General features: G+C 50.5%; 25 protein-coding genes. 13 read left to right on the top strand and 12 right to left on the bottom strand.

Annotated elements, in window-relative coordinates:
- Nucleotides 1-118: 118 nt before the first annotated feature.
- From HMPREF2711_RS08795 to sucD, 3 genes are read left to right on the top strand one after another with little or no spacing between them, the layout of a single operon-like run.
- Nucleotides 119-406, top strand: a complete 288-nt coding sequence (locus HMPREF2711_RS08795; protein ID WP_002242554.1) for a hypothetical protein — start codon at nucleotides 119-121, stop codon at nucleotides 404-406.
- Between the two features lie 17 nt (nucleotides 407-423).
- Nucleotides 424-1,644 (top strand): ADP-forming succinate--CoA ligase subunit beta, encoded by a 1,221-nt coding sequence (sucC, locus tag HMPREF2711_RS08800; RefSeq protein ID WP_346714617.1) that lies wholly within the window; start codon nucleotides 424-426, stop codon nucleotides 1,642-1,644.
- 10 nt (nucleotides 1,645-1,654) lie between these two features.
- Nucleotides 1,655-2,545, top strand: coding sequence for a succinate--CoA ligase subunit alpha (sucD, locus tag HMPREF2711_RS08805; RefSeq protein WP_003745608.1), 891 nt, complete (start codon nucleotides 1,655-1,657; stop codon nucleotides 2,543-2,545).
- Nucleotides 2,546-2,707: 162 nt separating this feature from the next.
- Here the strand turns inward: sucD and HMPREF2711_RS08810 are convergent, their stop codons facing one another.
- Genes HMPREF2711_RS08810 through HMPREF2711_RS08820 form a run of 3 tightly spaced genes read right to left on the bottom strand, consistent with a single transcriptional unit; the run spans nucleotide 2,708 to nucleotide 8,893 of the window.
- Complete coding sequence (locus HMPREF2711_RS08810; RefSeq protein ID WP_003745610.1) at nucleotides 2,708-3,946, bottom strand: GIY-YIG nuclease family protein; 1,239 nt, start codon at nucleotides 3,944-3,946, stop codon at nucleotides 2,708-2,710.
- A 2-nt stretch (nucleotides 3,947-3,948) separates the two neighbouring features.
- On the bottom strand, nucleotides 3,949-6,087 hold the full coding sequence (locus HMPREF2711_RS08815; protein WP_196794541.1) for a helicase-related protein: 2,139 nt from the start codon (nucleotides 6,085-6,087) through the stop codon (nucleotides 3,949-3,951).
- Nucleotides 6,088-6,133: 46 nt separating this feature from the next.
- Nucleotides 6,134-8,893 (bottom strand): DNA methyltransferase, encoded by a 2,760-nt coding sequence (locus HMPREF2711_RS08820; protein WP_003745615.1) that lies wholly within the window; start codon nucleotides 8,891-8,893, stop codon nucleotides 6,134-6,136.
- Between the two features lie 264 nt (nucleotides 8,894-9,157).
- Between HMPREF2711_RS08820 and HMPREF2711_RS08825 the strand changes: the two genes are divergently transcribed.
- From HMPREF2711_RS08825 to HMPREF2711_RS08840, 4 genes are all read left to right on the top strand, one after another.
- The gene (locus HMPREF2711_RS08825) at nucleotides 9,158-9,592 is read left to right on the top strand and encodes an ElaB/YgaM/YqjD family protein (RefSeq protein ID WP_003745618.1); all 435 of its coding nucleotides are present in this window, start codon (nucleotides 9,158-9,160) and stop codon (nucleotides 9,590-9,592) included.
- A gap of 109 nt (nucleotides 9,593-9,701) precedes the next feature.
- Nucleotides 9,702-10,109, top strand: a complete 408-nt coding sequence (locus HMPREF2711_RS08830) for a phage holin family protein (RefSeq protein WP_003745620.1) — start codon at nucleotides 9,702-9,704, stop codon at nucleotides 10,107-10,109.
- A complete protein-coding gene (locus HMPREF2711_RS08835) occupies nucleotides 10,090-10,356 on the top strand; it encodes a hypothetical protein (RefSeq protein WP_003745621.1) in 267 nt (88 codons plus the stop codon). The genes HMPREF2711_RS08830 and HMPREF2711_RS08835 overlap by 20 nt, the downstream gene beginning before the upstream one ends.
- Before the next feature lie 225 nt (nucleotides 10,357-10,581).
- Nucleotides 10,582-11,376: a phosphatidylserine decarboxylase gene (locus HMPREF2711_RS08840; protein WP_003745623.1), complete on the top strand. Its 795-nt coding sequence runs from the start codon at nucleotides 10,582-10,584 to the stop codon at nucleotides 11,374-11,376.
- 83 nt (nucleotides 11,377-11,459) lie between these two features.
- Here HMPREF2711_RS08840 and znuD read toward each other — a convergent pair whose 3' ends face one another.
- From znuD to HMPREF2711_RS08855, 3 genes are all read right to left on the bottom strand, one after another.
- Nucleotides 11,460-13,748 (bottom strand): TonB-dependent zinc receptor ZnuD, encoded by a 2,289-nt coding sequence (znuD, locus tag HMPREF2711_RS08845; RefSeq protein WP_003745626.1) that lies wholly within the window; start codon nucleotides 13,746-13,748, stop codon nucleotides 11,460-11,462.
- A 218-nt stretch (nucleotides 13,749-13,966) separates the two neighbouring features.
- Nucleotides 13,967-14,449, bottom strand: coding sequence for a cupin domain-containing protein (locus tag HMPREF2711_RS08850; RefSeq protein ID WP_003745628.1), 483 nt, complete (start codon nucleotides 14,447-14,449; stop codon nucleotides 13,967-13,969).
- Between the two features lie 100 nt (nucleotides 14,450-14,549).
- Entirely contained in the window at nucleotides 14,550-15,959 is a 1,410-nt protein-coding gene (locus HMPREF2711_RS08855) for a leucyl aminopeptidase (RefSeq protein WP_003745630.1), read from the bottom strand.
- Between the two features lie 158 nt (nucleotides 15,960-16,117).
- Here HMPREF2711_RS08855 and lptF point away from each other — a divergent pair, with 158 nt between their 5' ends.
- The 4 genes from lptF to hflX all read left to right on the top strand — a co-directional run bounded on the left by lptF (nucleotide 16,118) and on the right by hflX (nucleotide 20,845).
- A complete protein-coding gene (lptF, locus tag HMPREF2711_RS08860; protein WP_070616005.1) occupies nucleotides 16,118-17,233 on the top strand; it encodes an LPS export ABC transporter permease LptF in 1,116 nt (371 codons plus the stop codon).
- On the top strand, nucleotides 17,230-18,300 hold the full coding sequence (gene lptG / locus HMPREF2711_RS08865) for an LPS export ABC transporter permease LptG (protein ID WP_003745632.1): 1,071 nt from the start codon (nucleotides 17,230-17,232) through the stop codon (nucleotides 18,298-18,300). The genes lptF and lptG overlap by 4 nt, the downstream gene beginning before the upstream one ends.
- A 119-nt stretch (nucleotides 18,301-18,419) precedes the next feature.
- Nucleotides 18,420-19,640, top strand: a complete 1,221-nt coding sequence (locus HMPREF2711_RS08870) for a glycosyltransferase (RefSeq protein WP_231288056.1) — start codon at nucleotides 18,420-18,422, stop codon at nucleotides 19,638-19,640.
- A 44-nt stretch (nucleotides 19,641-19,684) separates the two neighbouring features.
- A complete protein-coding gene (hflX, locus tag HMPREF2711_RS08875; protein ID WP_003745635.1) occupies nucleotides 19,685-20,845 on the top strand; it encodes a GTPase HflX in 1,161 nt (386 codons plus the stop codon).
- A gap of 66 nt (nucleotides 20,846-20,911) precedes the next feature.
- On the opposite strand, the gene HMPREF2711_RS11330 is transcribed toward hflX, so the two are convergent.
- Nucleotides 20,912-21,037, bottom strand: coding sequence for a hypothetical protein (locus HMPREF2711_RS11330; protein WP_269208294.1), 126 nt, complete (start codon nucleotides 21,035-21,037; stop codon nucleotides 20,912-20,914).
- Between the two features lie 361 nt (nucleotides 21,038-21,398).
- Between HMPREF2711_RS11330 and HMPREF2711_RS08880 the strand changes: the two genes are divergently transcribed.
- Together HMPREF2711_RS08880 and HMPREF2711_RS08885 are read left to right on the top strand one after the other, a co-directional pair.
- The gene (locus HMPREF2711_RS08880) at nucleotides 21,399-23,885 is read left to right on the top strand and encodes a heavy metal translocating P-type ATPase (RefSeq protein WP_003745637.1); all 2,487 of its coding nucleotides are present in this window, start codon (nucleotides 21,399-21,401) and stop codon (nucleotides 23,883-23,885) included.
- A 37-nt stretch (nucleotides 23,886-23,922) separates the two neighbouring features.
- A complete protein-coding gene (locus HMPREF2711_RS08885) occupies nucleotides 23,923-24,363 on the top strand; it encodes a DNA polymerase III subunit chi (protein WP_003745639.1) in 441 nt (146 codons plus the stop codon).
- Nucleotides 24,364-24,439: 76 nt separating this feature from the next.
- Here HMPREF2711_RS08885 and HMPREF2711_RS11060 read toward each other — a convergent pair whose 3' ends face one another.
- The 5 genes from HMPREF2711_RS11060 to HMPREF2711_RS08905 form a co-directional block, all read right to left on the bottom strand.
- Complete coding sequence (locus tag HMPREF2711_RS11060; RefSeq protein ID WP_036493519.1) at nucleotides 24,440-24,874, bottom strand: hypothetical protein; 435 nt, start codon at nucleotides 24,872-24,874, stop codon at nucleotides 24,440-24,442.
- 165 nt (nucleotides 24,875-25,039) lie between these two features.
- Nucleotides 25,040-25,450: a hypothetical protein gene (locus tag HMPREF2711_RS08890; RefSeq protein WP_003745642.1), complete on the bottom strand. Its 411-nt coding sequence runs from the start codon at nucleotides 25,448-25,450 to the stop codon at nucleotides 25,040-25,042.
- Between the two features lie 94 nt (nucleotides 25,451-25,544).
- Nucleotides 25,545-25,868, bottom strand: coding sequence for a hypothetical protein (locus HMPREF2711_RS08895; protein ID WP_003745643.1), 324 nt, complete (start codon nucleotides 25,866-25,868; stop codon nucleotides 25,545-25,547).
- Between the two features lie 69 nt (nucleotides 25,869-25,937).
- On the bottom strand, nucleotides 25,938-26,264 hold the full coding sequence (locus HMPREF2711_RS08900) for a purine permease (protein WP_231288058.1): 327 nt from the start codon (nucleotides 26,262-26,264) through the stop codon (nucleotides 25,938-25,940).
- Between the two features lie 79 nt (nucleotides 26,265-26,343).
- A complete protein-coding gene (locus HMPREF2711_RS08905; protein WP_003745647.1) occupies nucleotides 26,344-26,994 on the bottom strand; it encodes a hypothetical protein in 651 nt (216 codons plus the stop codon).
- Nucleotides 26,995-26,999: the final 5 nt, after the last annotated feature.

Genomic DNA, 26,999 nt, shown 5'->3' on the forward strand with positions numbered 1-26,999 from the left:
TTAAGGCCGTCTGAAACTTTTCAGACGGCCTTAAGGCCTTCGACAAATTGAATGTTTCGATAGCTTCGTTTTCTGATTTATAATTCCGTCAGACAAACACACAGCATTTACATTCATTATGAACAAAGAAATAGTCGGTATTTTCTTTATACCGGCGGGCATCATCAGCATGTGTATGGCCGCATTGTGGCAAATGTATGTGATGATGACCGAAACTTATACGCTCAACCGTTTCAAAGATAAAGAATTGGTTTGGCGCGTGGCATTGTTGTTTATCAGTTTCAGCCTTGCCGTTTATCTGCTCTGCCCGAATTCGCGTAAAAAAGGCATTGTCTTTTTTATTCTCGGGGGAGGCGGCGCAACCATGTATCTGCTGGCGCGGATGTGGTTGCCCTTCAGTAAATAGTAGGGCCGTCTGAAAATATGGGATTGGCCGCAGGGCGATTCCTAAAACCCACTCACCTTAAGGAGAAATCCATGAATTTACACGAGTATCAGGCTAAAGAACTGCTGGCTAGCTACGGTTTGCCCGTACAAGGCGGTATTTTGGCACACAACGGCGAAGAAGCCGCTGCAGCTTACGACAAATTGGGCGGCAAATTCGCTGTTGTCAAAGCACAAGTACATGCCGGCGGCCGCGGTAAAGCGGGCGGCGTAAAAGTCGTTAAAAGCCGCGAAGAAGCTAAAGAAGTGGCTGAAAGCCTGATTGGCACCAACTTGGTAACTTACCAAACCGATGCCAACGGCCAACCTGTCAACAGCGTTTTGGTTTGCGAAGACATGTATCCGGTTCAAACCGAGCTGTACTTGGGCGCAGTGGTTGACCGTTCTACCCGCCGCGTTACATTCATGGCTTCTACCGAAGGCGGCGTAGAAATCGAAAAAGTTGCTGCCGAAACTCCTGAAAAAATCTTCAAAGTAACCGTTGATCCGCTGGTCGGCCTGCAACCCTGCCAAGCGCGTGAAGTGGCGTTCCAACTGGGTTTGAAAGACAAACAAATCAACGAGTTCGTCAAACTGATGACCGGCGCGTACAAAGCATTTGTCGAAAACGACTTCGCCCTGTTTGAAGTGAACCCGCTGGCAGTCCGCGAAAACGGCGCGCTGGCCTGCGTGGACGGCAAAATCGGTATCGACAGCAACGCGCTCTACCGCCTGCCGAAAATCGCCGAATTGCGCGACAAATCCCAAGAAAACGAACGTGAGCTGAAAGCCTCCGAATTCGACCTGAATTACGTTGCTTTGGAAGGCAACATCGGTTGTATGGTGAACGGCGCAGGTTTGGCGATGGCAACTATGGACATCATCAAACTCAAAGGCGGCCAACCTGCCAACTTCTTGGACGTAGGCGGCGGCGCGACCAAAGAGCGCGTAGTTGAAGCGTTCAAACTGATTCTCGAAGACAAATCCGTCAAAGGCGTATTGATCAACATCTTCGGCGGTATCGTCCGTTGCGACATGATTGCGGAAGCCATCGTGGCAGCCGTTAAAGAAATCAACGTTGACGTGCCTGTCGTTGTCCGTCTGGAAGGCAATAACGCCGAACTCGGCGCGAAAATCCTGAACGAATCAGGTCTGAAACTGACTTCCGCCGACGGCCTGAATGACGCAGCCGAAAAAATTGTCGCAGCCGTAAACGCCTAAGGAGAAAAGAATGAGCGTATTGATTAATAAAGACACCAAAGTATTGGTTCAAGGTTTCACCGGTAAAAACGGTACTTTCCACTCCGAACAAGCTCTGGCTTACGGCACTAAAGTCGTCGGCGGTGTAACTCCGGGCAAAGGCGGTCAAACCCACCTGAACCTGCCCGTGTTCAACACCATGAAAGAAGCCGTTAAAGAAACCGGCGCAGACGCATCCGTGATTTATGTTCCCGCTCCGTTTGTTTTGGATTCTATCGTTGAAGCGGTTGATTCCGGCGTAGGCTTGGTGGTTGTGATTACCGAAGGCGTACCGACTCTGGACATGCTCAAAGCCAAACGCTACTTGGAAACCAACGGCAACGGTACCCGCTTGGTCGGCCCTAACTGCCCGGGCGTGATTACTCCGGGTGAGTGCAAAATCGGCATTATGCCGGGCCACATCCACACTCCCGGCCGCATCGGCATCATTTCCCGTTCCGGTACACTGACTTACGAAGCCGTGGCACAAACCACCAAACTGGGCTTGGGTCAATCAACCTGTATCGGTATCGGCGGAGACCCGATTCCGGGCATGAACCAAATCGACGCGCTGAAACTCTTCCAAGAAGACCCCGATACCGACGCCATCATCATGATCGGTGAAATCGGCGGTACTGCGGAGGAAGAAGCAGCCGAATACATCCAATCCAACGTAACCAAACCCGTTGTCGGCTACATCGCAGGTGTGACCGCTCCTAAAGGCAAACGCATGGGCCACGCCGGTGCGATTATCTCCGGCGGTAAAGGTACTGCCGAAGAAAAATTTGCCGCTTTCGAAAAAGCCGGCATCGCCTACACCCGCAGCCCTGCCGAATTGGGCAGCACCATGCTGGAAGTGTTGAAAGCAAAAGGTTTGGCATAAGACTTAAGTCTTTAAGCTGAATTGAAAAGGCCGTCTGAAGTTTTCAGACGGCCTTTAATTTGAGGGATAAATGGCAATAAGAATTGCTGCAAATTAAACCAATATTGGTAAGGACAATGCCGAAAGGGCATAAGGATAGAATCCCCTAATTGTTAAACTGTTTTACTTCGTCAGTTTTTGAACAATTTTCCCAGTTGTGTTGTCCATTCGGTATTGGTTAATTGTACCGTTGACAATATATTCGGCGGCTTTTTCAATGACATCCAATCCGACATCAAACCATTCGTTGGGAATGTAACTTTTCCCATCTTTTCCCATTAAGCGGATATTCAGTTTTTGCGCAGCAAAGAAGGCATGCAATAAACGCTCGAACGTATGCGGATTGATATTGCGGCATTCAAAAGACAATACAGGGACAACTTTGCTTTCCAAGAAAGCAGTATCGTTTTCCGCATTAGCGATTCTGTTTTCCACCGTATCCGTAGTGAAGCCTATTTTATAGAGATTTTTATAGGCGGCAAGCTGCGGTGTGGGTTGAAGCAGTTTGACGATGTAAAGATGTCCTGTTACTAAATCCGGTTGATTATCGGCAGTCAAAATATCCGGCAGGGCTTCAGTATCGGACAGCATGACTTTTTTACCGTTTTCATCTTTATAGACAGCGCGGGCGAGCGAACGGGTCAAGATGTTAGATTCCGTCCCGTTTTCATAAATAACGCGTAACCGTCTGTTTCCCCTTGTACTTTTCCTATCTTCTGTCTCCGCAAAATCAGCGACGTAACACAAAGCCCCGTGCAATAGGAACACATCGCCCGGCTGAAGGAAGGTTTCAGTTTTGAGGCGTTCAAAATGGGCTTTACTGTGTTTGAGCATATGGTGGATTTGTTTGAACCAAGCTTCAAACCGCCAAAAGTCCGCACAGGGTTGCCGTACCGCATTGTCTTCGTCCGTATAGGGAGCACCATTTATCGTCCGCTGTTGGATGTGTTCTATCCTGAAAATATCCGTATTGCCCATGTCGAGCAGGTTTAAATCATCATTGTTGAAGATATCTTCCAGCGTAACCACATTTTCTGCTTTAGAGCGTTCCGTTTTTTCAGACGGCCTCAGCAAATTGAGCGTATCGTGTTGCTGGAGGGTTTCGCAATGCTGTTTGTTGTTCAGCAAGGCTTGCCATTTCCTATCTAAAATTTTCTCATCCAAATTACCGTCTTTATTCGGTAAACGTCCATGCCGTCTGAAAAACGCTTCGACTTCGCCGAATGTTTGCAAAACCATTGCATCGGCATCGGCTTTGGCGGCAATCGGTTTGACATCGGCAAGCAGGCCTAAATCGTCATGATTGAAAATATCGTCCAAGCTGTTGATTTTAGAATCAACGCGCATACCTTTTAGCAACATATTCAGCCCCTTGCCATGCGTTCCGCTTTTTTGTTGCGGATATAGATTAAGGCCTCCCCCATGCGTTTTTCCAAGGGGTCGTCTGAATCTTTGTCAGGTATCCGATTGTTGTTGCGGAAAAAATCATTGATACGCGGCCACAGCATAGCGGCCTCATCTTCCGTCATTTGGATACGGTCTGCCTGCACATAATCCTGAATCGCTTTCAACAGCGGCGCGTCCACATTTTTGGACAAAACTTCATATGCGTCCCTGAAAGGATTGACTTCGCGGATTAAATCCACATTCAACCTATCCACATTGATAAATTTTTCGCCGACTTTGATAAAACGGTTGTCAGCAGTTTTGACTTCGCCTGTTTGCAGATTTTTGATTTGCGCATTGTCAGGCAAATCACGTTCCCTGACGGTTTCTTCGACGGAATAACTCTGCCCGGCTTCTTGCAACTTAACCGTATCGACAAAAAAATCTCCTTGTCTGACATAGGTTTTTTCGCCTTCGATAAGCGCATTATCGGGCAAATCCTTGCCGTCTTTGATACCTCCACCCTGGGTTACCGCTATTTTAGTCAGCGTCCCTTGCACGATTTGGTCTTGCTCTTCTACCGACAGCTCGGGATAACGGCAGGCAACAATTTTCGGCAGCGCGGTTTCATTGACGGCAGAGGCTGGCGTGTCTTCTTGAATATAGCGTTTGGCATTTTGCGTATCCTGTACCAACGCAGCGATAAGGTCGTCTGAATCCTTATTCAGAATATCGACGACTTTTTTAGAAGCAGGCAGCGTCGTATCGTCGATAATCACATCGCCCGGATTGGGCTGCTCATCCGGCCTCATATCCGAGCGGCGGCGGAACGTGATATTGGGTGCCAATACCTGTTCCATCAGCAGCGACAGCGTAATCGCCTTCAAAAGATTATTGACCGACACTTTGACATCCTCATCTGCCGCATCGGGCTGCGCGATCAGATTGGTAAATTGAGCATGGGTTTTGCCCTCGCAATCCCGGGTGGCGCGACCGATAATTTGGACGACTTCCGTCATCGAGCTGCGGTAGCCTATGGTCAGTACATGTTCGCAATAAGGCCAGTCGAAACCCTCCTTCGCCATACCCAGCGCAACAATAATATCCATATCATCGCGCGATTTGATATTGCGTAAATATGCCTGGATTAAAGAACGGTCGGATGTTTTACGGTCGTCCACCAAATCCGCCAGTTTCAGCAGCCTGCCGTCATGCGCTTTGACCGTGATGATGCCTGTTTCACGGTCTTTTTCCACAAATTCGCCCAATGTGTCGATGATGTGGTCGACTGCCGAATACTTATCGACCGCCGCTTCGCCCGAATTGACGTTGGGAATATGGATAATTGTCTTTTTCGACGGATCGAGCACTTCACCCAAAGCATCAAGATAGCGGCCTTGGTAGAAATGGTAGCCCAATCCCAGAGATTTCAAATATCGGTAGCCGTTGAGTTGTTCGTAGTAGGTGTAGGTTACTTTTTCAAACTTGGCTTCGTCTTCTTCGCTCAAAATCGGCACGGCATCGCCTCGGAAGTACGAGCCGGTCATGGCGATAATATGGGCCGAGGAGTTGCGCATGATTTCGTCCAAGACTGCGCCCAAACGGTTGTTTTCTTCCGCAGAAACATGATGGAACTCGTCAATCGCCACCAGCGTGTCATTAAATGCCCCGACATCTGCGAGTTTGTCGAAAGCAAAGCGGAACGTCGCATGGGTGCAGACCAAAACTGGGTCGTTGCCGCGCATAAAGCGGATAAAAGCATCCACTTTGCCTTGGTCTTTATCGTCGCCGCTACCCGTGCAGAGATTGTTTTCCGGTTTGACGCGCCAATCGGCAAAAAAGCCGTGTTTCGCCAATTCGGTATCGGCAAACGAGCCGCCGATGGACATTTCGGGTACGGCGATAATCGCTTTTTTGATGCCTTGATGGGCCAGCTTGTCTAAAGCTAAAAACATCAGCGCGCGGGATTTGCCTGAGGCGGGCGGCGCTTTGAGCAGCAGATATTGCGCGTCGCGTTTGGCAAACGCTTTGGCCTGCATTTCGCGCATGCCCATATTGTTTGGTTTGGTGCTGTTGCCGGTTTGTCCGTATTCGACGTGGAGCAGGGGGATAGTCAAGATATTTTCCTTTTAAAGACGGTAATGTCGGGGCAAAGATGCCGTTTTACGGCGTGGTTTGGCCGTTGACGGCTTTTTCGTATAAATCAAACAAAAATTCTACGCGCTCCATGCCGTCTGAAAAGGGTTTTGCGCGGTAGAGGCGGTCAACGGCGGCATCGAGGCTGAGATGGGCTTCTTTAAGCGGCGGCGGCATTTTGTCTGGATCGTAGAGCTGCGCGAGGGTTTGATCGGGATAGTCGGCGCGGATAAGCAGGATGTCTTCGGCAAGCGCGGCTATGCGGGCTTTTTCAGCTTCGCCGGCTTCGGGCCAAGGAAAATTGTTGTACACAATCGTGCCGGAATAGCGATAACGGCTTTCCAGACGGCCTGCGACAGTGCGCATCCAGTCGTTGTGCATGGCTGAAGTGAGGATGCCGAATTCGTAGAGGGTTGCGTTGGGGATAGTTTGGTTGCTGTCGGTACTGATGATTTCACTATCAAAAAATGCCATAGGGACGTATTCGCGGCGTTCGGAGGATACACGGGGAACGAGGATGTAGTTTCCGGAAGTAGGGTGGCGGATTTCTCCGAATAAGTGAGGGGTTTCTGCCAATATTTGAGTTTCTTTGCGTCTGCTTTCAGAACGAATAGCGCGTACTTTTTCAATACGCTGATGGATTTCAGGATGTTTTGACGGCATATCTGCTAACTCTTGTTCGGAAATGCCGTTTAGCCAGATACACCAACGCTCTTTGCCATTGAGGAATTCTTCGGAGCCTAACAGCCGTTTAATCCATTTTTCTGCTGTAGGGTCTTTTTCTAAAAGCGCATCTTTTTCATATGTGGTTAGAATTAAATGTCCGCCATCATTGGGCATATTGCCGAAAACCATTTCGGGTATGTTGCAAATAGGGGTACGTCTAGCTTCAATAGCAAGATTACTCCCTGGAATCAGATAGGGGCTGATGTTGGCAACGCTTTGGCTGTGCCATTCTTTATCGAGAAGTTTGTAGAGTTTGGGCTGCACGCTATTGGGGCTGAGGCCGTCTGAAAGATATGCTGCTTCCAGGCCGATGATGACGACATGGACGGCGGCTTTGTCTTTGGCATTGTTTGCCCACGGGAAGGTTTGGTAGGCAAAGGCGATGCGGTTGCCCAATGAGAAAATAGGGGGCCAGAGGGTGGCGACCTGGTCGCCTTGGCTGATGGAATTGGTGGCGACAAGGGCGAGCCTGGCGCGGCTGGCGCGGATATATTGTGCGCCTTTCCAAAACCAACAGGCAACGTAATCCAAGACGCCGTATTTTTTCCAGCCGTTAAAGACAGTGTCCATGTCTATATTTTGTTCGGCATTACGATATTGTTTGCCGCCAAATGGGGGATTGCCGACGATATAGACTTCGTCTTCTGCGCGCTTGCCACGGGGGCAGAAGGCTTCCCAGTCTTCGCGCAGGCTGTTGGCGGCCTTAATGTTGCCGCCGCTTTTGAGGGGCAGTGTGGGCAGGCTGTTGCCCAGCTCGTTTTCATGGGCAAGGTTCATTTGGTGTTCGGCCAGCCAAAGCGAGAGCATAGCGATTTCGTGGGCGAAGTCGTCCAGCTCGATGCCGTAAAATTGGTCGAGGCGGATTTGGCTGCTGAAAATGGCGTTGCTGTCGATTTCTTTGACAGCTTTGAAGATTTCGATTTCGAGGCGGCGCAGTTCTTTGTAGGCGATAATCAGGAAATTGCCGCTGCCGCAGGCAGGGTCGAAGATTTTGATGTTGCCCAGCCGCATGGAGAGGCTGTATAGGGCTTTCAGACGGCCTTCATTGCTGGGATAGCGTTTGAAGATGTCTTGAAACGCCGCCTGAAAGTCGTCAAGAAAGAGCGGCTTGATGGCTTTCATGATGTTGGGGACGGAGGTGTAGTGCTGTCCGAGGCGGCTACGTTGGGCGGGATTGATGACGCTTTGGAACATGGAGCCGAAGATATCGGGATTAATTTCGGACCAGTCGAGTTTGCCGCATTCGAGCAAAAGGCGGCGGGTGCGGTCGTCGAAATCGGGGACAGGCTCGTCTGCTTGGAAAAGCCCGCCGTTGACGTAGGGGAAGCTTGCGAGATGGGCAGGCAGGGATTCGGAACGTTTTTCAGGGGGCGTGTCGAGGGTTTGGAAAAGTGCAGTCAGGACTTCGTCTGCATTTTCGCCGGTTTTGTGCGTATGGCTTTCGATGAGTTTGGTAAAGCTGTCTTTGGGGAAGATTTTGGTGTCTTCGGCAAAAAAGCAGAAGAGCAGGCGGGTCAGGAAGACATTGAGGGCATGGATGTCTTCGGATTTTTCAAGATGGTTGGTGCGGCGGATATGGTCGAAAAGGCGCCCCATTTTTTCGGCGGCTTTGGTGTCGGCGGGATTTTCTTCAAATCCGCTGCTTTTTTCCAAGCCTGCAAGGGGAAGGAAAAAGCCGTAGTTTTGCGCCAAGTCGGTGTAGGCGCATTCGAGGTAGTCGTCGGCTTGGCTATCGTAGGCGGCGATGTTTTGAAAATCGGTTACGATAAAGAAGCGGATTTTGTTTTTGTCGGCTGTGGCGGATTGTTTCAGGTCTTGCAGGACGTCGTATATGTCTGTATCGGGGGTGACGGGTTTGAAATAGAGTTTGCGGCTGAGGGCAATTTCGCCATGCAGGGGCATATCGGCAACGTTGGTGCCGGGGGTTTGGTTTTGCAGTTTGGTAATGGTGGCTTTCGGGGTATCGAACAGGCGCAGGAAGCCGTAGATGAAGTTTGCTTTGTCTTCCGACTGCACGAGCTTGGCCAGCCCGTCAAAAAGTTTGGTAGGATTGACTGCCATGGTTGCGATACCTTTGTTAAGAAATTGTAATGATATGAAATTATATCTTTTTTTATCAAAAAAGAATATTGGAATAGGCTGTGTAAAAGGTATTAAAAAAGGCCGTCTGAAGTTTTCAGACGGCCTTTTTTAAATTTCATCGGGTTGTTTTCATAATAAGCACTTAATTTTATTTAAATTAACGTTTATTTTAGAATAAACGGTTATAATTTATTAACAGATAAATATTCTGTAACCATATCAACCTATATCAAGGAGAGAAGCATGAAAAAACACAATTTTGAAGCGCGTCGCGAGGCTTTGCTGAAAGACATCCGAGAAGTGATGGATGATGTGGAAGAGTTGTACCGCGACGGTGTGGAAGCCGGTTCGGAAGAGGGCGGCAAAGCCCGGGCCAAATTGGAAGAGAAATTGGCCGCGGCCAAAGAACGTTTGAGCCGTTTTGAAGAAGAGGCCGGCGAACGTTTGCGCCATCATGCCGAGCGTGCGCGTGAAAAATACGAGCAGTTTGAAGAAGCGGCTCAGGAACGTTTTAAAGAAGGCAAAGAGCGTTTTGCCGAATTTGAAGCCGATGCGGGCGAGCGTTTGAAACGCGGTGCCAAACACGCTGATGAAGTGGTGCATGAGAAACCATATTATGCGATGGGTTTTGCCGCATTGGCCGGTTTGGTTGTCGGTGTGTTGTTGAACCGCCGTTAATGTGAATATGTTAAGGCCGTCTGAACAGGCGTGTACATGAAATCATGGATTTCATTGCGCCGTGCAGACGGCCTTAGCCTTATTTTTCCTGGGAAAAAGGATAATCGAGATGGGAATTCGCCAGCGTTTTGAACATGGCAAGGCTTTGTTGAATCAGGGCGCGGATTTGCTGCTGCTGCGTTTGCAGGTATTGAGCTTGGATTTGACGCGTCAGGCGGAGAATGTGTTCCGTTTGGCGGTTTGGTTGGTGTTGTCCGGCGCGCTGTTGATGGTGGGCTTGGTCGGTTTGCTGTTCGGCTTGAACCGCGTGTTGTCGGATGTGGCGGCGTTGTGGGTGTTTTTCGGCATTTTCTTCGTGAGCTTGCTGATTATTGCCGTATTGTTCCGCAAAGTATCGGCAGATTATCGAGAGCAGGGCAGCCGTGTGGCTGAGACCTTGCAGGATATTCGATCGGATATTGCGTATTTGCGCGGTGAGATAGACAAGGATACGGACGATGAAGCAACAGGAGTATGAAGAAGCGCGCGAGCTGCTGCTTTTGGAAGCCAAACTGGTGCGGCTGCGGATTGAGGCGGAAAATTTGAAACTGCGTAAAGTGGAAGAACGGGAGGCGCGGCAGTCCGATCGTTTGATGATGTTGGCCGATGTGGCGTTTCAGTTGAGCCAAACGCGTTTGCTGTCTCAACGCGCTTTGTTTTCTACATCACGCCGGCGGCATTGGATTTGGCTGGTATTGGCGGTCATGTTGGGCTTGTCGAGATAATCGGGAGCGGAGGGGTAGTCTAAACATTGTCTGCGGCGCTGTGTTGGATTGTGTGAGCCGCTTGTTGAGGACGCTGCGTCATTGCGTTGCCGAGATTTAAACTTTATCTATGTTGAGTATTTTTTACAAAAGACACCGGCCGTCTGAACATTTCAGACGGCCTCAATGTTTGGAGTTTCAGATATAATGGCGGCAATTTTGAAATTGTTAAATGAAGGATAAGTGATGAACCGTTTGTATCCCCACCCGATTATCGCCCGTGAGGGCTGGCCGATTATCGGCGGCGGTTTGGCTTTGAGCCTGCTGGTGTCGATGTGCTGCGGCTGGTGGTCTTTGCCGTTTTGGGTGTTTACCGTATTTGCTCTGCAGTTTTTCCGCGACCCTGCGCGTGAAATTCCGCAAAATCCTGAAGCGGTGTTGAGCCCGGTTGACGGCCGTATCGTGGTGGTCGAGCGCGCACGCGATCCGTATCGTGATGTCGATGCTTTGAAAATCAGTATTTTTATGAACGTGTTCAACGTGCATTCGCAAAAATCGCCTGCCGATTGTACGGTAACGAAAGTGGTTTATAACAAAGGCAAATTCGTGAATGCGGATTTGGACAAAGCCAGCACGGAAAACGAACGTAACGCGGTGTTGGCGACTACGGCTTCTGGTCGTGAAATTACTTTTGTTCAAGTGGCCGGTTTGGTGGCGCGCCGTATTTTGTGTTACACCCAAGCCGGTGCGAAACTGTCCCGCGGTGAACGCTATGGCTTTATCCGCTTTGGTTCGCGCGTGGATATGTATCTGCCTGTCGATGCGCAGGCGCAAGTGGCGATTGGCGATAAAGTAACCGGCGTCAGCACTGTATTGGCGCGTTTGCCGCTGACTGCGCCGCAAACTGAATCTGAGCCTAAAACCGCAGCTTCACAAGCTGCCCAGGCTGAAACAGTGGCAAACCCATCTACCGAACAGCAGCAAATCGAAGCAGCGGCGGCCAAGATTCAAGCGGCTGCACGCGATGTTTTGAAAGATTAATGGCTGGTTTTAAAATTGGTTTAAAGTAAGAAAAAGGTTTTCAGACGGCTGTCTGAAAACCTTTTTTGTTTATCTATCTGATTTTAAAACTTCACGTTCACACCGCCGGTAAAGCTGCGGCCCATTTGCGGCGTATCAGAGAGGAAGCTGCTGTGGGCGTAAACGGACTGATTGAGCAGGTTGTCGGCTTTAACGTACCAATTCCACTCGCCATAGCGCGTATTGCGGCGGTAGTTTGCGCCGAGGTTGAGCATGTGGTGTCCGGGCGTGCGCGTTTCGTAGCGGGCAAGTTTGTTTTGGGCGAACACGCGGTAGTAGTCCAAATTGGCATCGATACGGTCGGTCAGCGAGGCTTTCAGGTGGACGCCGAGGCGCGCAGCCGGAACACGGGGCGCGTTTTGGTCGTCCTGCGCGATGAAAGGACGGTTGCCGTAGGCATCTTCCCTGCCGGGTAGGGAAGGCAGGTTTTTCAGACGGCCTCGTACATAGTCGCCGGAAACGCCGATGCGGTAGCGCGGTGTCGGTTTGAAGTAGATTTCGCCTTCCGCGCCGTAGAAGTCGGCGCCGGATTGGTTGTAGCGCACGAGCTTCATTTCGCTGTCGTCTTCGATGGATTTGGGGCCGCGTCCATCGTTTAAGGTTTGGGCGTAGATGTAGTTGCCGAAGCGGTTGCGGTAGAGTGCCAGATTGTATTGCCAGCGGTCGCCTTCGTAGCCCAGTGCGAGTTCGATGTTGTTGGAACGCTCTTTGTTGAGGTGTTTGTTGCCGACTTCAAAGGTGTTGGTGGCAACGTGTTTGCCGTGTGCGTACAGTTCTTGCGTTGACGGCAGGCGTTCTTGATGGGAGGCGGTCAGGCTGAGTTTGTGGTGTGGCGTGAAATACCAGTTGCCCGAAAGTGCGAACGAGCGGGCGGTTTGACGGTGCGCACCGAGGTCGGGTAGGGGCTGGTTGTAGTAGTTTTCCCGATCAATCAATGCTTTATCGTACTGGATGGAGGCTTTTTGTTTTTCCACGCGTACGCCGCCTTCAAGCGTGAAGTTGTCCCAGTTTGCCTGTTCTACACCGAAAAAGCTGTAATGGCGCACATTGTTGTCAATCAACATCGGTTGTTGGACAGTTTCGGGAATGGTGGAAAGCGCGCTGGATTTTTGTCCCAAATATTGCACGCCCCAGCTGCCTTTCAGACGGCCTATGGGTTGGTGGCGCAACTCGATACGGGCGTTGTGTGTTTTGTTGTTGAAGAAGTTCTCTACTGCATCGCCTGCTTTTTCGTCGTGGTGGTAGTCATTGCGGTTCAGATGTACGCGCAGGGCTTCAAAACCGGGCAGAGGCTGCTTCCATTCGGCGCGGAGTTCGTAGCGTTTGTTGCGCAGGTCTATCCACGGTTTGCCGTTGTGGGCATGGGCGTGTGCATTATCGTCGTCATGAAAGCCGCAGCTCAAGCCCGGGTTGTCGTAATCGATGTCTTCTTCGGTCAGCAGGTGCGGATAAAGCTGCAAATAGCGTTTGTTAATCAAACTCTTCTGCCAGATGATGTCGGCGTGGCAATCATCGTATTCGTGGCTGTGCGCAGGCAGGCCGTAGCGGTCGCGACGGTCGCTGTACGCCACGCCGAGGAAACCTTTATCCCCAACCCAAGACAGCCCGATGCTGCCGGTTTTTGAATCGGCATGGCTGTCGGGCAGTCGTTTCAGACGGCCTTCTTCTTTTTGATAGCGAGGTACGGCGTAATCGCCCGATTTGCGGTACAAGCCTTCGGTATGCAGCACGAAGTGGTTGCCCAAACCGATATTGATGCCTGCGGATGTCAGTTTTTCCAAATTGCCGCTGCTCAAACGCAATCCGGCTTCGCCCGATACGCCGTTTTCAGGCATTTTTTCGGGGATTTTGCCATCGGCAACATCGACCAAACCGGCTACATTGCCCGAGCTGTACAACAGCGTAACCGGGCCGCGCAGGATTTCGACCTGCTGCGACAAGGCGCTGTCCACCATCAAGGCATGGTCGGGCGAGAAGTCCGCCATGTCGCCTGTTTCGCCGTGATGGTTCAACACTTTAATCCGTCTGCCTGTTTGACCGCGTATCACAGGCGCGGACGCGCCGCCGCCGTATTGCGAGGCATGAATGCCCGGTACGCCGTCCAAAGCATCGCCCAAGTTGACGGCTTTTTGCCGCAAAGTATCGCCGGAGATGATTTTGTCGGAGGCGGTCGAAGCGTGCAGCAGCCCCGACGTTGCACGCGGACGGCTTTTACCGACGACAGTAACCTCTTCCAAGTCAACCGACTGCTCGGTTTCATGCGCTTGGGAGAGGATGGGGGTGCTGATTAAAAGAATAGATAAAACAATGGGTTTGAGTGTGGTTTGTGTCATTTTAGTTTCTCATCATATTTCGAAAGGCTGTTATTATATAACATTTCATTATTAATATGATAAGATTTTTGAGAAAAAAGGCCGTCTGAAAACGAAGCGTGGTTTTCAGACGGCCTTTGGCTTGTATGCAGATTTAAATGAAAACGGAACAATCGTTCTGCTGCCTGGTTTGGGTAAGGCAGAAAGTCATGGCAGATTGTTTGCTTTCATTGAAAGCATTACTTGGTTTCAGCGGCTTTAGCGCCAGCGGTCTCTGCAATCAAATCCAAGAATACCAACGGCTTTTTGCCGATATTTTTGAGTGCATGGGACTGGCCGGGGCGGGCGATGGTAATGTCCCCTGCGCCGACTTCGGTTTGTTTGCCTTCGCTGTCGGTAAACAGGCCTTTGCCGGATACGATGATGTAAACGTCTTCATTGCCGGTATGTTTGTGCTGACCGATAGAAGCGCCCGGCGGCAATGTGAGCCAGCCGATTTCTTTGAATGCGTCTTGGTCGGCGGTTTGATGGCGCGTGAAGGCAAAGCTGCCGAGCAACGGGCCTTGGCCTCCGGCTGCGTTTTCGCGGTTCCATTCTGCTAAGTCGGTTTTTTTGTACACTTGGATGCTGCGGTCGGTGGGGGTGGTTTGTTCGGCAGCTTGAGCGCTTAAAGATGTGCCGAGCAGAAGGGCGACAGATAATGCGGCAAATAGTGGTTTCATGGCGGTTCTCCGTTTGTCAGGTTAAGTCAGATAATGCGGATTCCGTTTTCAGACGGCCTGCGGGGTTGAAACGATTAACCCCGCAGGCTTCCCCCAAGATTTATTTCACATTGCGCAGATAGTTCAACAATAATGGAACAGGGCGGCCGGTTGCGCCTTTTTCGCCGCCGGATTTCCATGCGGTACCCGCGATGTCGAGGTGTGCCCACGGGTAGTCTTCGGTGAAATAAGACAGGAAGGTGGCGGCGGTAATCGTGCCTGCTCCGGGCGTGCCGATGTTGGGAATGTCGGCAAAGTTGGATTTGAGTTGGTCTTTGTAGGTCTCAAAGAGCGGCAGTTGCCATGCTTTGTCGTCCACGTTGCGGGAAGCGGCCAGCAGGCTGTCGACCAAATCTTGATTGTTGCCCATCACGCCGCTGACGTCATGACCCAAGGCGATGATGCACGCGCCGGTCAGAGTGGCAACGTCGATAACGGCTTTAGGTTTGAATTGTTCGGCGTAAGTGAGCGCGTCGCACAAAATCAGACGGCCTTCGGCATCGGTGTTCAACACTTCAATCGTCAGGCCTTTCATGCTTTTCACGACGTCGCCCGGTTTGTTGGCTGCGCCGGAAGGCATGTTTTCACAAGTGGCGACGATGGCAATCAGGTTGATCGGCAGTTGCAGTTTGACGGCGGCGCAAAAGGTGCTGATGACGGTTGCCGCGCCGCACATGTCGAACTTCATTTCATCCATGTTCAGGCCGGGTTTGAGGGAAATGCCGCCGGTGTCGAAGGTAATGCCTTTGCCGACCAATACCACAGGTGCGGCTTCTTTGTCGGCCGCGCCGAAATAGCTCAGTTCGACTAAATATGGATCCTCAACGCTGCCTTTGGCAACAGACCAGAACGAACCCATGTTTTCTTTGATGTAGTCTTTTTCAATGATTTTGGCGTGTGCGCCCAGTTTTTCGGCTTCGGCTTTAGCGGTACGCGCTAAAAATTCGGGTGTGCACTCGTTCGGCGCGGCATTACCCAAGTCACGGCAGAGGCTTTGTCCGTAAACTTGCGCTTCGGCTACGCGCAGGGCTTCTTTGACGGCGGCTTCGTGTGCGCTGTGGAACACAGCTTCTGTAAATTTGGCGGGCTTGGCTTCTTTTTTGTAGCGGTCGAAACGGTAGGCGGCATTGCCGAACGCGATGGCGAAGGCTTCGGCAATGGCGGTGGCTTGCGCTTCTTCAAAGGCATGAACGTCCACATTGACCGTTTCTTGGTTTTGCGCCCATTTGGCGGCTTCGGCGGCAGCTTTGTTCAATGCGGCGCGGTCGGTTTTTTCGAGGCGGGCGACGGCAATGGCTTGCAAACCGTTGTCCGTCGGGATTTTGGTGTCGGCGAAATTTTGACCTTCTTCAAGGGAAGCGAAGAGGGCGAGGGCAGTCGGGTTGCTCAGTTGCGATGCTTCGGCGCAGACAAATAATTGCGCACCTGCCTGTTGAGCCTGCAAAGTTTCGGCTTTTGTGCTAAATTTCACGTTTATTCTCCTGATTGGAACGGTTGTCGGTTATTCAGACGGCCTGTTGACTAACCGTCCGAACAGATGAAAATCATTGTACTCCATTTGTGTCATGCCGTCTGAAGCCTTATGAATAAATATGGGTTTCCCATAAACCGTATACCACGCTCAATCTTATGATTTACCAAAGAAACTTTATTAAAGAACTTTCCTTTACCGCCGTCGGCATTTTCGTCGTCCTCTTGGCGGTATTGGTGTCGACGCAGGCCATCAACCTGCTTGGCCGCGCAGCCGACGGGCGTGTCGCCATCGATGCCGTGTTGGCCTTGGTCGGCTTCTGGGTCATCGGCATGACCCCGCTTTTGCTGGTGTTGACCGCATTTATCAGTACGTTGACCGTATTGACCCGCTACTGGCGCGACAGCGAAATGTCGGTTTGGCTCTCCTGCGGATTGGCATTGAAACAATGGATACGCCCGGTCATGCAGTTTGCCGTGCCGTTTGCCATTTTGATTGCCGTCATGCAGCTTTGGGTGATGCCGTGGGCAGAGTTGCGCAGCCGCGAATATGCCGAAATCTTGAAGCAGAAGCAGGAATTGTCTTTGGTGGAAGCCGGCGAGTTCAATAACTTGGGCAAGCGCAACGGCAGGGTTTATTTTGTCGAAACCTTCGATACCGAATCCGGCATCATGAAAAACCTGTTCCTGCGCGAACAGGACAAAAACGGCAACGACAACATCGTTTTTGCCAAAGAGGGCAATTTTTCGCTGACCGACAACAAACGCACGCTTGAATTGTGCGACGGCTACCGTTACAGCGGTACGCCCGGTAAAGCCGATTACAACCGCGTTTCTTTCCAACACCTCAGCCTGATTATCAGCACCACGCCCAAACTTATCGACCCTGTTTCACACCGCCGCACCATTCCGACCGCCCAACTGATTGGCAGCAGCAATCCCCAACACCAGGCGGAATTGATGTGGCGCATCTCGCTGACCGTCAGCGTTTTGTTGCTGTGCCTGCTTGCCGTGCCGCTTTCCTATTTCAATCCGCGCAGCGGCCACACCTACAATATCCTGATTGCCATCGGTTTGTTTTTGGTTTACCAAAACGGGCTGACCTTCCTGCGCAATGCTGTGGAAGACGGCAAAATCCATTTCTGGCTCGGACTGCTGCCCATGCACATCATCATGTTTGTGATTGCCGTCGTCCTGCTGCGCGTGCGCAGTATGCCTAGCCAACCCTTCTGGCAGGCGGTTGCCAAAAGTCTGACATTGAAAGGCGGAAAATGAACCTGATTTCACGTTACATCATCCGTCAAATGGCGGTTATGGCGGTTTACGCCCTTCTTGCCTTCCTCGCTTTGTACAGCTTTTTTGAAATCATCAACGAAGTCGGCGATCTTGGAAAAGGCAGCTATAACGGCGCAAAATTGGGGCAGTATGTTTTAATGCAGATGCCTGCGCGCGCATATGAACTGATGCCGCTTGCCGTTTTGATCGGCGGCCTGATTTCCCTCAGCCAACTGGCTTCCGGCAGCGAACTGACCGTCATCAAAGCCAGCGGCATGAGCACCAAAAAGCTGCTGTTGATTCTGTCGCAGTTCGGTTTGATTTTCGCCATTGCCACCGTTGCACTTGGCGAATGGGTTGCACCCACGCTGAGCCAAAAAGCCGAAAACATCAAAGCCGCCGCCATCAACGGCAAAATCAGTACCGGCAATACCGGCCTTTGGCTGAAAGAAAAAAACAGCATCATCAACGTGCGCGAAATGCTGCCCGACCATACGCTTCTGGGCATCAAGATTTGGCAGCGCAACGATAAAAATGAACTGACCCAAGCGGCGGAAGCCGAATCCGCCGTTTTGAATCCAGACGGAAGCTGGCAGCTGAAAAATATCCGCCGCAGCATATTGGGCGAAGATAAAGTCGAGGTTTCTACCGCCGCCGAAGAAAACTGGCCGATTTCCGTCAAACGCAACCTGATGGACGTATTGCTCGTCAAGCCCGACCAAATGTCTGTCGGCGAATTGACCACTTATATCGACCATCTGGAAAAAAACAACCAAAATACCCAAGTCTATGCCATCGCATGGTGGCGCAAGCTGGTGTATCCCGTTGCCGCATGGGTGATGGCGCTTGTTGCCTTCGCCTTTACGCCGCAAACCACGCGCCACGGCAATATGGGCTTGAAACTCTTCGGCGGTATCTGCCTCGGTTTACTGTTCCACTTTGCCGGACGGCTCTTCGGCTTTACCAGCCAGTTATACGGCGTGCCGCCGTTTTTGGCCGGCGCATTGCCGACGGTTTTGTTTGCACTGTTGGCGGTGTATCTGATACGTCGTCAGGAAAAAAGATAAGGCAAAATAAACTTCAGGCCGTCTGAAAGGCAATCTTCAGACGGCCTGAGTATTTTGTGTGCAAAAAACAAAATGCTAAAGTAAAATAATACCTTTCCAAACCAATACGGCTATTGAAAATGTCCCAAACCATCTGCTTGAATATGATTGTCAAAAACGAAGCGGCAATCATCGAAGAAACACTGGCCAACATCACCGACCACATCAAACTTGACTACTACGTCATCAGCGATACCGGCTCGACCGATGATACCGTCGACGTGATCCGCCGCTTTTTCGAGGCAAAGGGCATCGCGGGCGAGATTCATCATGATGGTTGGCAAAATTTTGCATACAACCGCAATCAGGCTTTGAAACACGCAAAAGGTAAAACCGATTACGTGTTGATTTTTGATGCGGACGACCGCTTTGAAGGCAAATTGGAATTACCCGAGCTGACTGCCGACCGCTACCGCCTCCGCATGAGAAATGCTGCGGGCAGCGTGATTTATTACCGTCCGCTGTTGTTGCGCAATGACGGCACATTCTACTGGCGCGGCGTGTTGCACGAGTTTATCGAAACCGACAAACAAGATACCAGCGAAGCCACGCTTCATGGCGACTATACGGTTCTCAGCGGCCGTTTCGGCGCGCGCAGCAACATGGCGAACAAATACCTGCTTGACGCCGTTTCTTTGGAAAAAGCGTTTTACAGCCCCGAAGATGAAGACCTGAAACCGCGTTACGCCTTTTATGCGGCGCGCTCTTATTGGGATTCCGATATGCCCGAGCGTGCGAGCGAATGGTTTAAAAAACGCATCGAGTTGGGCGGTTGGGTCGAAGAAGTAACGGTTTCTTACCAACAGCTGGGCGAGTGCTACAAATTAATGGGCAAACGCGATGAAGCTTTGGCGACTTGGCTGGCAGGCTACGATTACAACCCGCGCCGAGCCGAGTGCCTCTACCTTGCGCAAACCATGCTGCGTCAGGAGGGAAAATACCGCATTTCCCATGCAATCGGCCTGATGGCGAAACGCATTCCGTTCCCGAAAGACGATATTCTTTTTGTCCAAAACAATGTTTATCAGTTGGACATCGACTATGAATTGTCGGTTACCGCCTATGCGGCCGGCGATTTGCGCCAAGGCTATGAGTCTTGCCGCCACTTGCTCTTGCTGAATGTACGCGAGGCATTGACCACGGTGACCATGCAAAATATGTGGCTCTACCGCGAACACGCGCAAACTGAAACGCGCGAAGTGTTGGAGCAGCTGGTGGCCGTCATGCAGCCTTATGCCGCGCAGGGCGGACGTTTGGCAGAAGTGACCGAATATTTTGCCGATATTTTGAAAAACCGTTAATCAGGACTTTGACCCAGCTATAAGGCCGTCTGAAAGGAAATTTTTTGAGCAAGCGCAATCTGTTTTCCGTCGATAAATCTTTGGAAAAGTCCGAACGCGTCCTCTTGGTCGGCGTGATGCTGACGGCGGACTATTCCGGCGCAAACGAAACGCGCGAGCGCGGCTTTCAGACGGCCTTGGCCGAAGCGGCAGAATTGGTGGGCGCGGCCGGCGGCGATTTGGTTTCTATCGAAACTTCACGCCGCGATAAGCCGCATCCAGCTTTGTTTGTCGGTACTGGCAAGGCGGAAGAGTTGGCGGCAGTGGTCAAGCAGCATGATGTCGGGCTGGTTGTGTTCAACCACGAACTCACGCCGACACAAGAGCGTAATCTGGAAAAAGAGCTTCAATGCCGCGTCCTTGACAGAGTGGGTTTGATTTTGGCGATTTTTGCCAAACGCGCCCAGTCGCAGGAAGGTAAGTTGCAGGTGGAACTGGCCCAGCTGAACCACTTGAGCGGACGGCTGGTGCGCGGTTATGGACATTTGCAAAGTCAGAAGGGCGGCATCGGCTTGAAAGGGCCGGGCGAAACCCAGCTGGAAACCGACCGCCGTTTAATCGGACAAAAAATTACGGCATTGAAAAAACAGCTTGCCGATGTCCGCAAACAACGCGCTACGCGCCGTAAATCGCGCATGAGCGGCCGTCTGAAAACTTTTGCCATTGTCGGCTATACCAATGCCGGAAAATCCAGCCTGTTCAACCGCTTGACCAAAGCGGACGTATTGGCGAAAGACCAGTTGTTCGCCACTTTGGATACCACTGCGCGCCGGCTTTTTCTGTCGCATGAGGCGAGCGTGATTTTGACCGATACCGTCGGCTTCGTCCGCGATTTGCCGCACAAGCTGGTGTCGGCGTTTTCCGCTACTTTGGAAGAGACAGCGATGGCGGATGTGCTACTGCACGTCGTTGATGCGTCCAATCCCGATTTTGAACGGCAGATGGACGATGTCAACGAGGTCTTGGAAGAAATCGGCGCGCATGAAATTCCGCAATTGGTGGTGTACAACAAAATCGATTTGCTGCCGTCGGGTATGCGTGAAGCAGGCATTTTGCGCGACAATTCCGGGCAGGCAGTCGGCGTGAATATTTCCGTTGCCGAAAGTTTGGGCTTGGACGGTTTGCGCGAAGCAATGATTGAATTGGCCGTACAGCCGAATGCTTGATGTTTAAATGAAACAAGGCCGTCTGAATCTTCAGACGGCCTTACCGTAAAATTTTAAATCTGAGGATTATGCCGACAGAGGGCTTTTCTTTTTGAACACGCTTTCGTAAAGCATCCAAGCGGCGAGGCTCAGGTATATGGTGCTGGACAAAATGCCGATAACGGCAAAAATAGGCATAAGGCGATCAATCATGGTGAGGTTTCCCAATAAGTTAGTTTTATAAGTAAATGTGTGTTTTTTGATTTCCGTCTTCGCGGAATGCCTAAAGTATGCTGCTTAAATGGATTGAGGTCAACAAAGAATGTATCGGGATTTTTAAAAAAGTTCCATTTTTACATTAAAATAATCGGAAGTTTTTAAAGATAAACGGTATTTATATATTACCGTTCATCGTTTGATGAACGGTCAATACTTTGTTTTCCATATTTTTTACAAAATCCGATAGCCTGGTAATTCAAAATTGAATGAAAAGAGGCGGAAAAACGCTTTTTGCTAAAATGTAACACCCTGGGACGGTTGTTTCAGGCCGTCTGAAAAATAAATCGAACACATGATGACATCTCCCACACATCCCCAAAAAAACTGTTTCCATTGCGGACTGGAAGTCCCTGAGCATCTGCATCTGACGGTTCGTTTTGAAGACGAAGAACATGAAACCTGCTGCGCCGGCTGCCAAGCGGTGGCGCAGAGTATTATCGATGCAGGTTTGGGCAATTATTACAAACAGCGTACCGCCGACGCGGAAAAATCCGAATTGCCGCCGCCGGAAGTGTTGTCGCAATTAAAGTTGTACGATTTGCCCGAAGTGCAGGCGGACTTTGTCGAGGTCGGCGTAGGGGATGAACGCGAGGCGGTATTGATGCTGGGCGGCATTACCTGCGCCGCGTGTGTGTGGCTGATTGAGCAGCAGTTGCTGCGTATGAAGGGCGTGGTGCGTGTGGATTTGAATTACAGCACCCACCGCTGCCGCGTGGTGTGGGACAGCGCCCACATCGAATTGTCGGATATTTTGCTGAAAATCCGCCAAACCGGTTATACCGCCGCGCCTTATGATGCGCAAAAAATCGAAGCGCAGGCGCAGAAAGAGCGCAAGCAGTTTATCGTCAGATTGGCCGTGGCCGGTCTGGGCATGATGCAGACGATGATGTTTGCCCTGCCGACTTATTTTTACGGCGGCGACATCGAGCCGCTTTATTTGGAAATCCTGCATTGGGGCGGCTTTTTGATGGTGTTGCCCGTTGTGTTTTACAGCGCGTTGCCGTTTTACCGCGGCGCATGGCGCGACTGGAAAAACCGCCGTGTCGGCATGGATACGCCGATTGCCATTGCCATTGTGATGACCTTTATCGCGGGTATTTACAGCCTGGCCACCAACGCAGGGCAGGGCATGTATTTTGAATCCATCGCCATGCTGCTGTTTTTCCTGTTGGGCGGGCGTTTTATGGAACAGATTGCCCGACGCAAAGCAGGCGATGCGGCGGAGCGGTTGGTCAAACTGGTTCCGGCATTTTGCCACCGTTTGCCGGCTTATCCGGAAAGCGAAGCCATCGAGGAAGCCGCAGTCGTCCGCCTCAATATAGGCGATACGATTGTTGTGAAGCCTGGCGAAGTCATTCCGGTGGACGGTACGGTTTTGTCCGGCGAGAGCGAAGTCAACGAAGCCATGTTGACCGGCGAAAGCCTGCCCATTGTGAAAAGGCCGTCTGAAAAAGTAACCGCCGGCACGCTCAACACCAGTAGCCCTTTAATCATCCGCACCGACCATACCGGCAGCAACACGCGCCTGTCCCATATCGTCAAACTGCTCGACCGCGCGCTGGCGCAAAAACCGCGTGCCGCCGAGTTGGCTGAAAAATACGCGTCCAGTTTTGTGTTTGGCGAACTCTTGCTTGCTATTCCCGTTTTTATCGGCTGGGCTTGGTATGCCGACGCGCACACCGCCTTATGGATTACCGTCGCCCTGCTGGTCATTACCTGCCCGTGTGCCTTGTCGCTCGCGACTCCGACCGCGCTGGCTGCTTCTACCGGTGCGCTGGCCAAAGACGGCATTCTCATCAGCGGCAAACAAAGCCTGGAAACGCTTGCCCAAATTGACGATGTCGTGTTCGACAAAACCGGTACGCTGACCAAAGGGCAGCTTTCCGTCAGCCGGATGTTGTCCGCAGGCCGTCTGAACGAAGCCCAAGCCCTTGCCGTTGCCCAAGCATTGGAACAGCAATCGGAACACCCCATCGCCCGTGCCATTTTAAACCATACGCTTTCAGACGACCCTGTATCCGCGCTTGATGTGAAAGTGCAGCAACGGGTCAACCGTATCGGACACGGTGTCAGCGCACAAATCGAATTGGATGGCGAAACCCAAGTTTGGGCTTTGGGCAAAGCGGCGTTTGTTGCGGAAATTGCCGGTAATCTGCCCGAAGCCTTTACCCATATCGACCACACAGGCAGCATTATTTTCTTGGGCAATCAAAGCGGTTTTCAGACGGCCTTTTTGCTGGAAGACCAAATCAAAGACAGCGCAGCTGAAATGTTGCAAAACCTGAAACAACACGGCATCCGTCTGCACCTTTTAAGCGGCGACCGTCAGGCTGCCGTCGCCCAAGTTGCGCAAGAGCTGGGTTTGGATGCCTATCGTGCCGAAGCCACGCCGGAAGACAAGCTGGCTTATGTAGAAAATCTGCAAAAACAAGGACGTAAAGTCATGATGATCGGCGACGGGATCAACGACGCCCCCGTCCTTGCCCAAGCCGACGTGTCGGCAGCCGTAGCCACGAGTGCCGATGTGGCGCGAGACGGTGCCGATGTGGTTTTGCTCAATGATGATTTGAACGTTTTGCCCGTGATGATGGAACAGGCACGCCGCACCCATCAAATCATCCGCCAAAACCTGACTTGGGCGAGCGCATACAATCTGGTTGCCGTTCCGCTGGCCGTATTTGGTTACGTGACCCCGTGGATCGCCGCGCTCGGCATGAGTTTCAGCTCGCTGCTGGTGTTGGGCAATGCCTTGAGATTGTTGAAAACCAAAAAGGCCGTCTGAAAACGGCCAATCCATTGCTCAAACGAAAGAATACGTCATGCCTAAAGTCACTTTTTATACACACGTCGCCCGACCGGCTGCCTTTGCCTGCCGCCTGATTGCGCGCGCCATACGCGATGGCGGGCAGATCTTGGTGTGGTCGGATTCCGCTGCGGCAGTGCAGCAACTCGACATTGATTTGTGGCAGCAAATTCCCGAAAGCTTTATTCCGCATGAAGTCTGGCTGCCTACCGACCTCATGCCGTCTGAAACGCCGGTATTGCTTGCGTTTGGAAATGCACTGCCGAATATTCCGAAAGATTGCACGGTTTTAAACCTGTCTGCCGATTTCTGGAGCCAAGCCCCGGCCATTCCAAACCGTATCCTTGAAATTGTGGGCAACAGCTTAGAAGATTTGGCCGAAGCCCGAGACCGTTTCCGAGCTTATCGTCAGAGCGGATTTGAGATTGAGCATTTTTCGAGAGAAGGAAAGGATTGAGTTTTGAAGATATTCAAGGCCGTCTGAATATAAACAAAGGGACATTTTGATGATGTCCCTTTGTTTTTTAGATTGATTATCGGAAGGCTTCATGCCATATGCCATAAAATATGAGGCAACAGCAGAAAGCGTAGAAATAGTGGAAAAAGCGTTCGAAAAAGGAAGTATTGGCAAGATACCATTGGACAGACTGATGGTGGTGTTGGGGATTTTTGAGGATTAAGATAGGGAAACGGGCAATCGAAGGTACGGCAAGCAAGTCAAACAGATTGAGGAAGACTGTAACCAATAATGAAAAACCGATTGTCTCATGAAATACGTCGAATGGTTGCAATGAAATGGTGTGTGCAAATAGGGAGGTCAGGGCAGATTTGTTGGACATCCATAAATAAAACAGCCCACCGATAGACAGGTAAAGCGCAAACCGGGCCCATATGGATAGTTTGCGTGGCAAATAAAGGATAAAGAATAAGTTGAGCAGGATAAAGAAAATAGGAAAAACTGATTTCATGGGTTTGTTTGCTTACAGTTTGGTATTTAAAGCTGCTAAGGGAAACGCATTATTGATTGTATGAAAGGCCGTCTGCCATTCTATTTTATGGCCGTCTGAAAAAGATTTGCGTAAGGGCAAGGATTTCAGACGGCCTTAAGTTTTTTGAAGTCAAAAAATGATGGTTTAGGATTCGGTTTTTGAGGCCGCGTTGGCGAAATAGCGGTTGGATACCGGATTGAAGATGAGGAGCAGCAAAACAGGGTGGAGTATGGATTGAATAATGATTTGTTGGGAACTATAGCTCGCCATATCGCTATACACCATGATCAACGAAGCGGCCGCCAGCACAACAGCCAGCCAACGGGCAGAACGCTTGCCTGAAAGCAGGCCGACGGCAATAAATACCGGCAAGGAAAGGAGTATGAAGTATAGGGGCATAGACAGCCACCAAGGCAGGAAAGGGAATGCCAAGGCTGCAACCTCTATCAGTACATCGCCCGAATAAATCGCCAGAGCAACAGTGATAAAGCAAGTAAGGGCAGTTAGGATGAAATAGAGAACGGTGGCGATGGTAACAGGGATTGGACGTTTCATGTAATAAAAGCCTTGGAGGGGATATCGGGGATAAGGATTAAAATCGGTATCGGCCAAACCTTGTCATTGAAGGCAATGGCCGTCTGAAAGCAGGCTATTCGTCTTTCTCAAATGAAGAAAGCTTGATGATGGCAGACTGGAAGACTGTAACCAAATAGAGCATGATAGGAAGGATGAGATACGTAAAAGGAATATCTGCGCGCAATAGTGCAATTAGAAAGGCAAGGTATAATGTCAGCAGGGCAAGGAAAATAACGCTTTTTTTCCATGTCGCTTGGCGGATTTCTTTTGCAGTCGGTTGCTTATAGCGGACTTTTTTGTGGCAGGTTGGACATTCTTTAATACTTTTTAATCCTTTGAATGCACTACCTCGAATCGGATTGGAACAATGCGGGCAAGAGAATGGGGACGGTTTCATTATTTTTTTATCGGGCTGGATAAGGCATTGCCCATCCGGAAAAGCGGGTTGGATGGGCAACGTATATGTTTATTCGTCTTTTTCAAAAGATGAAAGTTTGTTTTGAATCGGGATAATGTAGTAGACGAGAAAGCCGATAACTAATACCGTACTGATATATGGGGGGAATGTACCAAACAGGCTGATCATTATTGCCGCTACGATGCAGACAACGACTACAAAAATAGCGAAAGGTTTCAGCAAAGCTTTGAAATATTCGCCGACAGGCGGCTTTTTGAATTTGACTTTTTTATGGCAGGAAGGGCATTCTTTGACTGCGGCCAAACCTTTAACCAATCCGCCTTGGATCGGAGCATGGCAGTGAGGGCAGGGGAGAGAAGGATTAAGATTATTCATTGTATTCAATCTGACTTAGGGTTTGGAAAGGTGGTATCGATATTGCCGATACCACCGCTATTTATCGGAAACAATAGGCTTATTGGGAATATTTTTTACCTAAAGCTTCGGCTGCTTTTTGTAATTCTTGATTGGCTGTACGCAGGGTTTCTTGCAATTTTTGAGATTTGTCTTGGAAATCTTTGGCAAATTTGACTGCTTCTTTATCTTTACTATCGATAGTCAGTTCAGTAGCATACTTGCTTCCATAAATCATAAACTCATTAATTGTACTGTTGACTTGCACAGTTCGATCTAAAACTGCTTTGATTTCTGGATCTTTGATATCAATAGCAGCTGCACTTTGATGGAATTGTTCCAGTGCGGCAGTCAGTTTTTTTATCTGCTCGATAGTCTCGGCTTCTTTATTCTGTCTAGCCAACTGTTGCAATTCTTGACCTATTCGACCAATTTTTTGAGCTTCCTCACCAGTAATGAAGTTATTGAATTTTTGCAATTCGGCAAGACCGTCTGGAGATTTTTTATCGGAAATGACGATAGGTTCGGCCAGTTTAGGATCTGCTTCCGGGAATTCACTCAGGGCTTTTTCGTATTTGTTGGCCGGGCTAGATTCGCTTTGGGCAACTTGTTCTGCCGGTTTGTCGCTGCTGCCTTTATTGCCGGAGTCGCCGCAGGCTGCCAGTAGGGAAGCGGACAAGATTAGCATACCGAATTTGTTTAATACGTTCATATTAG

This window comes from Neisseria sp. HMSC070A01, from assembly GCF_001810165.1.
In the GTDB taxonomy this organism is placed as follows: Bacteria; Pseudomonadota; Gammaproteobacteria; order Burkholderiales; family Neisseriaceae; genus Neisseria.